The sequence below is a fragment of the Streptomyces umbrinus genome (genome assembly GCF_030817415.1).
In the GTDB taxonomy this organism is placed as follows: Bacteria; Actinomycetota; Actinomycetes; order Streptomycetales; family Streptomycetaceae; genus Streptomyces; species Streptomyces umbrinus_A.
Window position 1 is genome coordinate 8,307,187 of record NZ_JAUSZI010000002.1, and the last position, 13,325, is coordinate 8,320,511.

The following is a 13,325-nucleotide window of genomic DNA, read 5'->3' on the forward strand; positions in this document are numbered from 1 at the left end:
ACCGGCACGTTGAAGTGGCGGCCCTGGGGACCCCGCGGGAGCCTCGACCGACCGACGGCGTGAGAGGCCCGGCATGCGTCGGCCGGCGCGTCGGCCGGGCTGCCGGGTGCATCACGCGACGGCGGTCCCTTCGAGCTCGACCAGCTGGCCGGGGATCGCCAGCCGTGTCACCCCGAGCATCGTGGTGGTCGGTGCCACCCCGGCGGCGCCCAACCGCGCGGCCAGAACGCCGTAGTGCCGGAAGAGCAGATCGACGTCGGTCGTGTAGACGTTGAGCCGGACGAGGTTCGCGAGCGACATGCCGGCCTCGCCGAGAACGGCCTCCAGGTTGTCGACGCTCAGCGCCAACTGCGCCGCCATGTCACCGTCGTGCTCGGGCTTGCCGTCGCCGCTCATCGCGGTCTGTCCGGAGATGTAGAGGGTCCGGGTGTGCCCGGAGACGACCTCACCCTGGTTGAATCCCAGCTCAGCCGACCACGTCACCGGGTTGACCGCCGTTCGTTCCACTGTCACATCAGCTGCCACGTCGGCTCCATTCGATTCATGGGGAGTACGTACGGCCATCGGCTCGGTGGCCGAAGGCCTCGGCGCCGTGTTCTCGACGTCGTGTGGACGAGCCTCGCAACAAAACACGACATCCTCAGTCATGTATTCGGTCGCCTATTCGGTAGCGTTCTCGTATGCGCGCCGACCGGCTGGTTTCCCTGGTGTTGCTGCTGCGGCAGCGCGGCCGGCTGACCGCGGACACGCTGGCCCGCGAGCTGGAGGTGTCCACCCGCACCGTGCTGCGCGACATCGAGGCACTGTCCGCGGCCGGCGTCCCGGTCTACGCCGAACGCGGCAGGCACGGCGGGTTCGCGCTGCTGCCCGGCTTCCGGACCGAGCTCACCGGGCTGAACCACGAGGAGGCCCTCGCCCTGCTGACCGCCGGATCGGGGCGCGGCGAGCAGGCGTTCGGCCTCGGCGCGGCGCTCGCTTCGGCCATGCGGAAGGTGGTCGACGCGCTGCCCGAGAGCCACCGGGCCACCGCGAGCGACGCTGCCCAGCGATTTCTCGTCGAGCCGGAGACCGACCTGCTCTCCCGCAGGCTGGTCACCGAGGAGGTGTCCGGGACCACCATGATCGAGGTCCGGCGCGCTGTGCTCGCCGGACACAAGCTGCGTATCCACTACGCGGCCACGGGCCAGGCACCGCGGTGGCGCACGGTGGACCCGATCGGCCTGGTCACCGCACGCGACCGGGCCTACCTGCTGGCCACGAGAGCCGGTGCGGACCGCACGTACCGGCTCTCGCGAGTGCTGGCCGCCGAGGAACTCCCCGAACCGGCACAGCGGCCGAACCGGGTCGATCTGGACCGGATCTGGCGGGAACGGTCCGCGGAGTTCCTCTCCGGCGGCGACCACCTCACCGTGCTGGTACGGGTGAATCCGGCGCGGCGGGAGGACCTGCTGGACACCGCGCTGGCCGTCCGCGCGGAAGAGCCCGACGCGGACGGCCGGCTGCGGCTGGAGGTGACCTTCCAGGACTCCCGCCACGCCGAATGGGCGCTGTGGCAGCTAGGCACGGACGCGGAGGCCCTGACCCCGCAGTCGTTGCGCACCACCCTGCGCGACCGCGCCGCCGCGATCGCCGCCCGCTACGGAGACTCGTCCTGAGCCTGGCGTCGACCCGCAGGTTCGATACGACATTTCCCGCGCGGAATTTCCCGCGTGGAGCCCTACTGCCCCGGGTCGAGCGGGCGGTCCGTCACGCGCGCCAGGTGCGCGGCGAACACCTCGCGAGTCTCCGGCGTCAGTGTCCGCAGGGCCACCGCGGCCGTGATGATCACGTCGCACAGCTCGGACTGGACGTCGTCCCAGGTGTGGGACATGCCCTTGCGCGGGTTCTGCCCGGTGGCGCCGATCACCGCCTCGGCGACCTCGCCGACCTCCTCCGAGAGCTTCAACATCCGCAGGAGCAGGGCCTCTTGGGGCGGCCGCTCCGGCTGGGCGCTCGCCAGCCGGTCCTGGAGGCGGTCGATGGACTCCCAGAGATCGTCGTCGCTCATGACGATCAGCCTGTCACGAGCCGGACGGCACCGGGGCGGGTGCCGGTGACCACCCCTGTCTCAAGCGATCCCAAGCAGCCTCAAGCCGTCCCGAGCGCCCTCAAGCTGTTCTAGCCGCTGTACGACATGCTCTCCTCGTCGAACAACTCCCCCTGCTCGCCCTCCTTCTCGCTCCGCAGCCGCTTGTTGCGGAGCCCCACCACGGCCAGGGTCGCCGCCGCCGTGCCCGCGAGGGCGACCGGCACCATCCAGCCGCGGTCGACCGCGTGGCCGAGGGCGTGGTCCAGGGAGAGCCGGCCGGGGCCCGTGACGGCGAGCCCCGCCGCCGCGAGCCCGAGGGACGCGGCATGCTCGTAGCCGCCGCTCTGGTTGAAGAAGCCGTTCGGGGCGTGCACCGCCGACGCGCCCGCCATCGCACCGGCCGCGGCGGCGCCGGCCGCCGGGGTCGCGAGGCCCAGCGCGAGGAGCGTGCCGCCGCCCGCCTCCGCGAGGCCCGCCGCGGCCGCGCTCGCCCGGCCGGGCGCGTATCCCACGGACTCCATGAACTGGCCGGTCTCGGAGACCCCGCCTCCGCCGAACCAGCCGAAGAGCTTCTGCGTCCCGTGCGCCGCGAGCACCCCGCCCGTGCCGAGGCGGAGCAGCAGCAGTCCCAGGTCGCGTCGGTCGAAAGAGGTCACGGTTCTCGTCACTCCTCGGATGTCTCGGCCGATGTCCCAGCCGGTGTCCCAGGCGGCCGTTCTCACGCGAACGGCCCCTTCTGTCTCGTACGCCGCCTGCCCACCGTCGCACCGAACGGCCGCCCGGGTCCCGGTCCGCGCCGCCGTTCGGGTGGCGGGGGCGGCCGGGCGGTGTGAGTCTGACGTCCATGACGATTCAGGTAGCCAAGCTGAGCAACCCGGCCGTCCGGGAGTTCGTCAGCGCCGTGAACGCCCATGACCGGGACGCCTTCCGGGCCGTCCTCGCGCCCGGCGCGACCATGTCCGACGACGGTTCGGACCGTGACCTCGACGAGTGGACCGAGCGGGAGATCTTCGACTCCCACGGCCATATGGAGGTCGACAACGAGTCGGACGGCGGCCTCGCCCTCCTCGCCCGCTACAGCAACGACGCCTGGGGCGAGATGAGGACGCGGTGGAGCTTCACCGTCGACGACGGCGGCAAGGTCTCCCGCTTCGAGACCGGCCAGGCGTAACGACCGCCGCGATTTCGCCGTCACGGTCCTGCCCCCACAGTCCTGCCCCCACAGTCCTGCCCTCGCGGTCTTGCCTTCGCCCGCACTCCAACTCCTAGCGTCCATGGGCATGGAGAGCAGCGGAAGCACGCGGAACGACGACGGGCGCAGGACTCTGGGGCGCAGCGGTATCGAGGTGAGCGCCCTCGGTTTCGGCTGCTGGGCCATCGGCGGCGAGTGGGCGAGACCCGACGGACAGCCCCTGGGCTGGGGCAAGGTCGACGACGACGAGTCCGTACGGGCGATCCGCCGCGCCCTCGATCTCGGCGTCACCTTCTTCGACACGGCGGACACGTACGGCACCGGGCACAGCGAGCGTGTCCTCGCGCGGGCGCTCGGCAGGCGGCGGGCCGACGTCGTCGTCGCGACCAAGTGGGGCAACGTCATCGACGAGGAGCGCCGGCTCGCCGTGGGCAGCGACGACTCCCCGGAGTACGCCCGACGCGCGCTGACCGCCTCACTGCGACGGCTGGACACCGACCACATCGACCTCTACCAGCTCCACATCTCCGACGCCGACCCGGAGCGCGCCGCCCAACTCCGTGACACCTGCGAGGAGTTCGTCCGTGAGGGGCTCGTCCGTGCCTACGCCTGGAGCACCGACGACCCGGAGCGGGCCGCGGTCTTCGCCGAGGGCGAGCACTGCGCGGCCGTGCAGCACCGACTCAACGTCCTCCAGGACGCGCCCGAAATGCTCGCGCTCTGCGAGGAATCGGGGCTCGCGAGCATCAACCGCAGTCCGCTGGCGATGGGGTTGCTGACCGGCAGGCGCGGGCCCGGTCAGTCCCTCGAAGCGGGCGACATCCGCAGCAGGCCGCCCGCCTGGCTCCCGGGCTTCAGCGACGGCGGCGCCGACCCCGAGTGGCTCGCCCGCGTCGACGCCCTCCGGTCCGTCCTCACCAGCGACGGCCGTACGCTCGCCCAGGGCGCCCTCGCCTGGCTGTGGGCCCGTAGCCCGCGAACCGTGCCCATCCCCGGCTTCCGCTCGGTCGCACAATCCGAGGAGAACGCGGGCGCACTCGCCAAGGGCCCGCTCACGGCAGGGCAGTTGACCGAGATCGACGACGCCCTGGGCCGCTGAGCGGCGGGACGCACGGGCTCTTGCCCGGATTGATGGGCAGCCGTTCCGCGGCCCGGGTCACGATTCCGCGGTCCCACGCGGAATTCCCCCACCCGAACCGCCGGAACGGCTGCCGCCTCCCCCAGAGGTGTGGCATGGAAGTCCTGTGCTCCAAGTGTGAAGTTCTGGTGGAGGAGTGTCGAGCATAGGCCTGTAACCGGCAGGTATGGTCCGGATGGACACCTTCCGTTTGTGCAGATCGACTGGCTGAGTCACGCCCCTCAGGGCGCGGGCTGTATCGATGTGCGGCTCCGCCGCGTGGGCGCGATCAGCCACAGCGGGCCCGCACCTTGCTACGGCGCTTGAGCTAGCCCCGCCCCACATACGGCATCGCCGTAGCAAGCACCGTCGCGAACTGCACATTCGCCTCAAGTGGCAACGCCGCCATATGCCGCACCGTGCGAGCCACGTCCGCCACATCCATCACCGGCTCGGCCGCCACCTCCCCGTTCGCCTGCAGCGCCCCCGTCTGCATCCGCTCGGTCATGTCCGTCGCCGCGTTGCCGATGTCGATCTGCCCGCAGGCGATCCGGTACGGCCGCCCGTCCAGCGACAGCGACTTCGTGAGGCCGGTCAGCGCGTGCTTGGTCGCCGTGTACGCGGCCGACTGCGGGCGTGGCGTATGGGCCGAGATCGAGCCGTTGTTGATGATCCGGCCGCCCTGCGGATCCTGCTCCTTCATCTGCCGGTACGCCGCCTGCGCGCACAGGAACGCCCCGTCGAGGTTGGTGCCGACCACGTGCCGCCAGGCCTCGTACGGCAGCTCCTCGAACGGCACCCCGCCCGGGCCGAAGGTGCCCGCGTTGTTGAAGAGGAGGTCGAGCCGCCCGAAGCGGTCCCGCACGGCGGCGAAGAGTGCGGTCACCTCGTCGGGCCGCGAGACATCGGTGCGCACACACAGGGACGTGCCGTCCTTCGCGGCCGGCTGCCCCGGGTCTGCCGTCTCCGCGAGCGCCGCCGTCTCCTCCAGGTGCTCCGCGCGGCGGCCCGCGAGCGCCACCGACCAGCCGGTGCGCAGCAGTTCCACGGCCACTGCCCGACCGATCCCCGAGCCCGCTCCCGTCACGACCGCGATCTTCGTTCCCTTGGCGTTCATGGCCCAGCAGCGTACGTGAGGACAGGCGATCTTCCGCCACACGAATCTCATCTGTCCGACATCTGACTGGTGTGTACGTGACAGTCCGGCGTCGAATCTGATCACTCCAATACCAAGTACAACAACAGTCAGGGGAGGGCCAGATGACACTCGCAGGCCACCAGCAACAGTCGCAGCACGCCCCCGAACTCCGCGCCGCCGCCCGTCACCTCGGACGCCGCCGTTTCCTCACCGTCACCGGCGCGGCCGCCGCGCTCGCCTTCGCCACCAACCTGCCGACCGCGGGTGTGGCGGGCGCCGCGGAACTCGACGCGGCGAAGATCACCGACAACCCCTTCACGCTCGGCGTCGCCTCCGGTGACCCGCTGCCCACCTCCGTGGTGCTGTGGACCCGGCTCGCGCCCGCCCCGTTCCAGGCCGACTCCGGTCTGCCGTCCCAACGTGTCGTCGTGCGCTGGGAGTTGGCCCGCGACGAACGCTTCAGACACATCGTCAGACGCGGCGCGGCCGTGGCCCACCCCGAGTTCCACCACTCCGTACACGTCGAGGTCGGCCACCTCGACTCCGACCGGGTCTTCTACTACCGCTTCCGCGTGGGCAGTTGGGTCAGCGAGACCGCCCGTACGCGCACCGCGCCCTCGTCCCGCTCGGACGTCTCCGAACTGACGCTGGCCGTGGTCTCCTGCCAGGCGTACCACGACGGGTACTTCACCCCGTTCGGCCATCTCGCCGAGGACGACGTCGACGTGGTCTTCCACGTCGGCGACTACCTGTACGAGTACGCGGTCAGCTCGGTCGGCGGCGTGCGCAACTACACCGACCGCGTGCTGCCCGACGTCTTCAACCGGGAGACGATCACGCTGGAGGACTACCGGCTGCGGTACGCCCTCTACAAGACCGACCCCGACCTGCAGGCCGTGCACGCCGCGCACCCCTTCGTCGTCACCTGGGACGACCACGAGACCGAGAACAACTACGCGGACGACATCCCCGAGAACGACGTACCGCCTGAGGAGTTCCTGCTGCGCCGCGCCGCCGCGTACCGCTCGTACTGGGAGAACCTGCCGCTGCGCCACCCGCAGCGGCCCGAGGGCGCCGACATGCGGCTCTACCGTCGTCTGAACTGGGGGCGGCTCGCGCAGTTCGACATCCTCGACACCCGGCAGTACCGCACGGACCAGGCGAACGGCGACGGCTGGAAGACGCCCACGCCCGAGTCGGAGGCCGAGTCGCAGACCCTGCCGGGGTTCGCCCAGGAGCGCTGGCTGACCGACGGCTGGAAGCGGTCGAACGCGCTGTGGAACGTCATACCGCAGCAGGTCGTCTTCGCCCGCCGCAACCACGCCACCGCCGGTAACACCACCCTCAGCATGGACGCCTGGGACGGTTACCCCGCCTCGCGGCGGCGGCTCCTCGCGGGCGCCGAGGCCGCCGGTGTGGAGAACCTGATGGTGCTCACCGGCGACGTCCATGTGTCGTACGCCTTCGACATCAAGCAGGACTTCGCCGACCCGGGGTCGCGGACGCTGGGTACGGAGATCGTCGCCACGTCGGTCACCAGTGGGCAGAACGGGGCCGCCCGGCCCGCCAACTGGGCGGGCTATCTTGCCGCCAACCCGCACATGAAGCACTACAACGGGCATCGGGGGTATTCGACGGTTCGCCTCGGGCAGGACCTTGCTCGGGTGGACTTCAAGACGGTGGCTGCCGTGACCACGCCTGGGGCTGCGATCACGACCGCCGCGTCGTTTGTCACTGAGGTGGGGGATCAGGGGCTGAAGCCGGCGTAGCGGTTACGGCGGGAGGGGTGGGGGACTGCGGGTGGTTCGTCGGCCGCGGGCCGGATGTGGCTGGTCGCGCAGTTCCCCGCGCCCCTAAGAGCCAAAAGCCCGGGCGCCCCCTCAGCCGGATACCTCGCCCGGATACGTGACGCCGACGCGGTCCCGTACCGCGTCGAGCGTTCGCATGACCGCCAGGGTGCCGTCGAGGGGGACCAGGGGGGACTCGGTCTCGCCCGCGCGGAGGCAACGCATGACCTCGATGGCCTCGTGCTTGAGACTGGCCCGGGTTCCGTCGGTCGCGCTCGCGGTGAACTCCTGCGGGTCGCGGCCGTCGCGGTGCAGTACGAAGCGGTCGGCGTGGAAGAAGCCGGACGGGATGTCGATACGGCCCTCGGATCCGGTGACGGAGGCGGAGGTCGACGTTCCGCCCACGAGAGAGCAGTGCAACGAAGCGAGAGCACCGCTCTCCCAGGAGAGCAGCATTCCCGTCTGGAGATCGACGCTCTCGTCGGAGAGCACCGCTCTCGCCATCACCTCCGAGGGCTCACCGAGCAGCAGGTGCGCGAACGACACCGGGTAGACGCCCAGGTCGAGCAGCGCGCCGCCGCCCTGCGCCGGGTCGCGCAGCCGGTGGGTGGGCGGGAAGGGCCCCGACAGACCGAAATCGGCCTGCACCGTGCGGACCTCACCGATCGCCCCCTCGTCGACCAGCGCCTTCAGGCGCCGGATCAGCGGGTTGCAGTACATCCACATGGCCTCCATCAGGAAGCTCCCGCGCTCCTTCGCGAGGCCGACCAGTTCCTCGGCCTCGCGCGAGTTCAGCGTGAAGGCCTTCTCGCACAGCACGTTCCGGCCCGCCTCAAGACAGAGCCCGGCGGCCACCCTGTGCGCCGAGTGCGGAGTCGCGACGTACACGACATCCACGTCCTCGTCCGCCGCGAGGCTCTCCCAGTCGCCGTACGCCCGGGGTATCCCGAACCGCTCCGCGAACGCCTTCGCCGACTCCTCGGTGCGCGACGCCACCGCGACCACCTCGGCGTCCGGCAGATCGATCAGATCCGCCGTGAACGCCCCGGCGATCCCACCGGTCGCCAGCACGCCCCACCGCACACGCTCTCCCGCCATCCCAACCCCTCGCTCCATGAGCACGATCACCCGATGGCCGACGACCCGAACCCGAACGTGGTCGACGACCCGAACATCACCGACGACTCGAACGCGATGGTCTCGACCACCTGTACGAGCTGAGAGCATAGGTGGCGTATTCCACAAACAGGGAGGGGCACATGTCCGAGCGTGGCCGCACCACGCGGGACCAGGACGGCCCGGAGGGGCACATACCGAGCGCGGCCGTCACCGGGACGGTCACCGACGCGGTCACCGAAGAGACCGCGACCGCCGCCGCGGCGGCACCGGTACCGCCACCGGAAGCCCGCCGTGCCGTGGGACTCCTGGTCACCCTCGTCCTCGGCGGCCTCACCGCCGTACCGCCGCTGTCCATGGACATGTACCTCCCGGCGCTCCCGGAGGTCACCGACGCGCTCCACGCGTCCGCGGCCACCGTGCAGCTGACCCTCACCGCGTGCCTCGCCGGCATGGCGCTCGGGCAACTGGTCGTCGGCCCGATGAGTGACAAGTGGGGGCGCAGACGGCCGCTCATCGTCGGACTGCTCCTCTACGTCGTCGCCACCGCCGTCTGCGCGTTCGCGCCCACCATCGAACTCCTCGTCGCCTTCCGGCTCCTCCAGGGCCTCGCGGGCGCCGCCGGGATCGTGATCGCACGGGCCGTCGTACGCGACCTCTACGACGGCGTCGACATGGCCCGCTTCTTCTCCACGCTCATGCTGATCTCCGGGGTCGCGCCGATCATCGCCCCGCTCATCGGCGGCCAGGTGCTGCGGATCACCGACTGGCGGGGCGTCTTCTACATCCTGACCGTCATCGGGATCGTGCTGACCGCCGTCGTCTGGCGGATGCTGCCCGAGACCCTCGCGCCCGAACACCGGCACAGCGGCGGCACCGTCGAAGCGCTGCGCACCATGCGCGGTCTGCTCGCCGACCGCGTCTTCACCGGCTACATGCTCACCGGCGGCTTCGCCTTCGCGGCGCTCTTCGCCTACATCTCGGCATCGCCGTTCGTGATCCAGGAGATCTACGGCGCCTCCCCGCAGACCTACAGCATCCTCTTCGGCGTCAACTCGATCGGACTCGTGGCCGTCGGCCAGATCAACGGCAAGATCCTCGTCGGCCGCGTCAGCCTCGACAAGGTGCTCGCGGTCGGCCTCGGGATCATCACCACCGCCTCGGCCGCGCTGCTGCTGATGGCGAGCGGGGTCTTCGGCGAGGTGGGCCTCGTCCCGATCGCCGTCGGCCTCTTCGTCCTCATGTCCGCGATGACCCTGTGCATGCCCAACACCAACGCCCTCGCCCTCATGCGCACCCGGCACGCCGCGGGCTCCGCGTCCGCGCTGCTCGGCACCTCCTCCTTCCTCGTCGGCGCGCTCGCCACACCCCTCGTGGGCATCGCCGGGGAACACACCGCGGTCCCGATGGCCGTCGTCCAGTTGGCGTGTTCACTGGTCGCCGTCGGCTGCTTCGTGGGACTGTGCCGTCCCTGGCGGAGACAGGCGGACGCGAAGGGAGCGGAGAGCTGAGCGCACCGAGACTGCGGCTCGGCACAGCGGAACGTGCCGGGCTCGACCCCGACGAACTCGACCGTCTCGTACGGGAGTTCCGGCGGCTCACCGACGGGGACCGGTCCTGGGCCCCGGGCGCCGTACTGGTCGCCGGACGCGGGCCCGTGATCGCCGTCGAGGAGGCGGCGGGGTGGGCCGTGCGGTACTCCGCGTACGACGAGGTCACCGGCGCGGGCGTCGAGCTGCCCCGCGAGGCCCGCGTCCCGATGGCCACGGACACCGTCTTCGACCTGGCCTCCCTCACGAAGCTCTTCACGAGCGTGGCCGCCGTGCAGCAGCTGGAGCGCGGCACGCTCGGCATCGACGCGCGGGTCGGGGCGTACCTTCCGGACTTCACCGCGGCCGCCGAGTACGGCATCACCGTGCGTCACCTGCTCACCCACACCTCCGGGCTGCGGCCCGAACTCCCGCTGTACGACTGCCGGGACGACAGGGCACGGCTCGCCCTGCTGCGCGCCGAGGAGCCGCTGACCGCACCCGGCGGCCCGTACGCCTACTCGGACCTCAACATGCTGCTCCTCCAGCACGTCCTCGAACGGATCACCCGGCGCCGGCTGGACGTCCTCGTCCGGGACGGCATCACCCGGCCGCTCGGGATGACGGCCACCGGGTTCGGCCCCCGCCCGGGCGCGGCCGCCACCGAGGACCAGCGGCTGCCGTGGGCCAAGGCGGACCGGGGGATGCTGCGGGGCGAGGTCCACGACGAGAACGCCTGGGCGCTCGGCGGAATCGCGGGCCACGCGGGCCTCTTCTCGACGGCGGGCGACCTGGCGGTCTTCTGTCGCACGCTGCTGGCGGGCGGCTCGTACGGGACCGCCCGCATCCTCGGCCCCGACTACGTCGAACTGCTCCTCTCCCCGCCCGGCCTCGGCTTCGCCCTCGACCAGCCCTGGTTCATGGGCGAGCTGGCCGGCCACGGCGCCGCGGGCCACACGGGCTTCACGGGTACGTCGCTGGTCCTCGACCCGTTGACGGACACGTTCCTGGTGCTCCTGGCGAACACGGTCCATCCGCGCCGCCGCCCCTCGGACAGCGGCCCACGGGCAGCAGCGGCGACGCGACTGGCACGGGCGGTGCGGGGGGCGTGAGCGGTGCGCTGCTTTGTGAGCGGTGCTCTGGTCTGCGACCGGCGCTCTGGTTTGTGAGCGGTGCTCTGGTCTGCGGCCGGCGCTCTCGATCGTTGGCGCAGTGCCGATTCGTGAGCAGTGCTCTGGTGGGTGAGCGGTGCTTCCGGCGGGCGGTGCTCGCGGATGGGGTGAGCGGTGCTCTCGCTGGAGAGCACCGCTCACCCGAACCGCACCCGCACCCCTCGTAGACTTCCCCCGTGACCGCCCCCGTTTCCCCAGCCGAGACCCTGCGCGTGGCCCTGGCGGGGCTGCTCGACGGGCTGCCGACGAAGGTGGCCGCGCAGGCCGTCGAGCGGCTGATCGTGAACTACCGGGGGACCACCCCGACCGACGCCCCGATCCTGCGCGACCGCGCGGACGTGGCCGCGTACGCCGCGTACCGGATGCCCGCGACCTTCGAGGCCGTACGCGCCGCGCTGGACGCCTTCGCGGACGTCGTGCCCGAGTGGACGCCGGGCCGCCATGTGGACGTGGGCGGCGGGACGGGCGCGGCCACCTGGGCCGTCAACGCCACCTGGCCCGAGGAGCGGCCGGTGACCGTGCTCGACTGGGCCGAACCCGCACTCGCCCTCGGCCGTGAACTCGCCTCGCGGAACCCGCTGTTGAAGTCCGCCGAGTGGCACCGCTCTCGTATCGGAGCGGCGCTCACCATCGAGAGCACTGATCTCGTCACGGTGTCGTACGTTCTCGGCGAGCTCACAGAGCAGGCCCGCACCGAAGTCGTGGACGCCGCCGCGACCGCCGCCCAGGCCGTCGTGATCATCGAACCCGGCACACCGGACGGCTACGCCCGCGTCATCGAGGCCCGCGACCGCCTCATCGGCGTCGGCTTCCACATCGCCGCCCCCTGCCCGCACAGCGCCGCCTGCCCGATCGTCCCCGGCGAGGACTGGTGCCACTTCTCGGCCCGGGTCAGCCGTTCCTCGCTGCACCGGCAGGTCAAGGGCGGCTCACTGGCGTACGAGGACGAGAAGTTCAGCTATGTCGCCGCCACCCGCTTCCCGGTGACCCCGGCCCCCTCCCGGGTCGTACGGCGGCCGCAGATCCGCAAGGGGCAGGTGCTCCTCGACCTGTGCGAGAGCGAGGAGCAACTGCGCCGCTCGACCGTGACGAAGCGCCACGGCCTCCTCTACAAGGCGGCCCGCGACGCGGACTGGGGCGACGCCTGGCCGCCCCCGTCCCTGTCTCCGGCCCAGGGTGAGGGGCAGAGCTCAGACGCGTAGCTCCTGCGTGCAGCACTTCACGCTGCCGCCGCCCTTGAGGAGTTCGCTGAGGTCCATGCCGATCGGTTCGTACCCCCGTTCCCGGAGCGGGTCGAAGAGGCCGGTCGCGGACTGCGGAAGTAGTACGTGCAGACCGTCGGAGACGGCGTTCAGGCCGAGCGCCGCCGCGTCCTCGTCGTCCGCGAGGAGTGCGTCCGGGAAGAGCCGGCGCAGTACCTCGCGGCTGCCGGGGGAGAAGGCCGGCGGGTGGTACATGACCTGGTCCGTCGCGTCGTCGAGCACGGCGAGGGCAGTGTCCAGGTGGTAGTAGCGGGGGTCGACCAGGTCGAGCCCGATCACCGGCCGCCCGAAGAACTCCTGCGCCTCGCCGTGCGAGAGCGGGCTGGCCCGGAAGCCGCGTCCGGCGAGCACGTACGAGGCGGTGACGGCGAAGTCGCCCTCGCCCTCGTTGATGTGGACCGGTTCGTGGACGCGGTCGAAGCCGTTCGTGCGGAACCAGTCCAGGTGGGCCTCGGCCTCCGGCTCCCGCTCGCGGAAGGCGAACCGGGCGCCCAGGACCCGGCCGTCGACCACGGTCGCGCCGTTCGCCGCGAACACCATGTCCGGCAGGCCGCGGCGGGGGGTGAGTTCCTCGACGGTGTGGCCGAGGGCGCGGTAGCGGTCGCGGAGGTCTTCCCACTGGGCCACGGCGAGGGGGACGTCGACCGGCTTGGCGGGGTCCATCCACGGGTTGATGGAGTAGGTGACCTCGAAGTGTGCGGGTGGGCACATCAGGTAGCGCCGGGGTGTGGCGCGGCGGGGAAGGTGCAAGGAGGGCTCCTTACGTGGACCGCGGGTGCCGCGGGGGCAGTTGGTGCTCATGGTGCGCCGCGAGCGGGTCTCTCGGCGGGAGCCGAACGGGTTGTTTTTCGCCCCCGCCGCCCCTACCCGTCCCATCCTTCTGGGGCTCCGCCCCAGACCCCGTGGGGTGCGTTGTCGGGTGCGGGTCCGGCTGTGGCTTGTCG

The 13,325-nt window shown here is 71.4% G+C and carries 13 protein-coding genes; 7 read left to right on the forward strand and 6 right to left on the reverse strand.

Translation table 11 applies throughout. The annotated features are described in order from the left end of the window. Positions 1-111: 111 nt before the first annotated feature. The gene (locus tag QF035_RS36675; protein ID WP_307531707.1) at positions 112-507 is read right to left on the reverse strand and encodes a RidA family protein; all 396 of its coding nucleotides are present in this window, start codon (positions 505-507) and stop codon (positions 112-114) included. 173 nt (positions 508-680) lie between these two features. Between QF035_RS36675 and QF035_RS36680 the strand changes: the two genes are divergently transcribed. Continuing rightward, complete coding sequence (locus QF035_RS36680; protein ID WP_307525129.1) at positions 681-1,655, forward strand: helix-turn-helix transcriptional regulator; 975 nt, start codon at positions 681-683, stop codon at positions 1,653-1,655. Between the two features lie 62 nt (positions 1,656-1,717). On the opposite strand, the gene QF035_RS36685 is transcribed toward QF035_RS36680, so the two are convergent. Both QF035_RS36685 and QF035_RS36690 read right to left on the reverse strand, forming a co-directional pair. Continuing rightward, complete coding sequence (locus tag QF035_RS36685) at positions 1,718-2,047, reverse strand: MazG-like family protein (RefSeq protein ID WP_307525131.1); 330 nt, start codon at positions 2,045-2,047, stop codon at positions 1,718-1,720. A gap of 110 nt (positions 2,048-2,157) precedes the next feature. Continuing rightward, positions 2,158-2,724, reverse strand: a complete 567-nt coding sequence (locus tag QF035_RS36690; protein ID WP_307525133.1) for a DoxX family membrane protein — start codon at positions 2,722-2,724, stop codon at positions 2,158-2,160. 188 nt (positions 2,725-2,912) lie between these two features. Here QF035_RS36690 and QF035_RS36695 point away from each other — a divergent pair, with 188 nt between their 5' ends. Further along, positions 2,913-3,239, forward strand: a complete 327-nt coding sequence (locus QF035_RS36695) for a nuclear transport factor 2 family protein (protein ID WP_269653996.1) — start codon at positions 2,913-2,915, stop codon at positions 3,237-3,239. 103 nt (positions 3,240-3,342) lie between these two features. Then, positions 3,343-4,359 carry an aldo/keto reductase gene (locus QF035_RS36700; RefSeq protein ID WP_373467010.1) on the forward strand — a complete coding sequence of 339 codons (1,017 nt, stop codon included), beginning with the start codon at positions 3,343-3,345 and terminating at the stop codon, positions 4,357-4,359. A 346-nt stretch (positions 4,360-4,705) separates the two neighbouring features. Here QF035_RS36700 and QF035_RS36705 read toward each other — a convergent pair whose 3' ends face one another. Then, positions 4,706-5,494 (reverse strand): SDR family oxidoreductase, encoded by a 789-nt coding sequence (locus QF035_RS36705; RefSeq protein WP_307525138.1) that lies wholly within the window; start codon positions 5,492-5,494, stop codon positions 4,706-4,708. Between the two features lie 143 nt (positions 5,495-5,637). Here QF035_RS36705 and QF035_RS36710 point away from each other — a divergent pair, with 143 nt between their 5' ends. After that, entirely contained in the window at positions 5,638-7,284 is a 1,647-nt protein-coding gene (locus tag QF035_RS36710; RefSeq protein WP_307525140.1) for an alkaline phosphatase D family protein, read from the forward strand. 111 nt (positions 7,285-7,395) lie between these two features. Here QF035_RS36710 and QF035_RS36715 read toward each other — a convergent pair whose 3' ends face one another. Beyond that, complete coding sequence (locus tag QF035_RS36715; protein WP_307525142.1) at positions 7,396-8,400, reverse strand: Gfo/Idh/MocA family protein; 1,005 nt, start codon at positions 8,398-8,400, stop codon at positions 7,396-7,398. A 161-nt stretch (positions 8,401-8,561) separates the two neighbouring features. Here QF035_RS36715 and QF035_RS36720 point away from each other — a divergent pair, with 161 nt between their 5' ends. The 3 genes from QF035_RS36720 (at position 8,562) to QF035_RS36730 (ending at position 12,321) form a co-directional block, all read left to right on the forward strand. Continuing rightward, on the forward strand, positions 8,562-9,929 hold the full coding sequence (locus tag QF035_RS36720) for a multidrug effflux MFS transporter (RefSeq protein WP_307525143.1): 1,368 nt from the start codon (positions 8,562-8,564) through the stop codon (positions 9,927-9,929). Next, entirely contained in the window at positions 9,881-11,059 is a 1,179-nt protein-coding gene (locus QF035_RS36725) for a serine hydrolase domain-containing protein (protein ID WP_307525144.1), read from the forward strand. The genes QF035_RS36720 and QF035_RS36725 overlap by 49 nt, the downstream gene beginning before the upstream one ends. A gap of 236 nt (positions 11,060-11,295) precedes the next feature. Beyond that, complete coding sequence (locus QF035_RS36730) at positions 11,296-12,321, forward strand: small ribosomal subunit Rsm22 family protein (protein WP_307525146.1); 1,026 nt, start codon at positions 11,296-11,298, stop codon at positions 12,319-12,321. On the opposite strand, the gene ddaH is transcribed toward QF035_RS36730, so the two are convergent. Continuing rightward, positions 12,310-13,182 carry a dimethylargininase gene (gene ddaH / locus QF035_RS36735; protein ID WP_373466792.1) on the reverse strand — a complete coding sequence of 291 codons (873 nt, stop codon included), beginning with the start codon at positions 13,180-13,182 and terminating at the stop codon, positions 12,310-12,312. The genes QF035_RS36730 and ddaH overlap by 12 nt on opposite strands. Between the last annotated feature and the right edge of the window lie 143 nt (positions 13,183-13,325).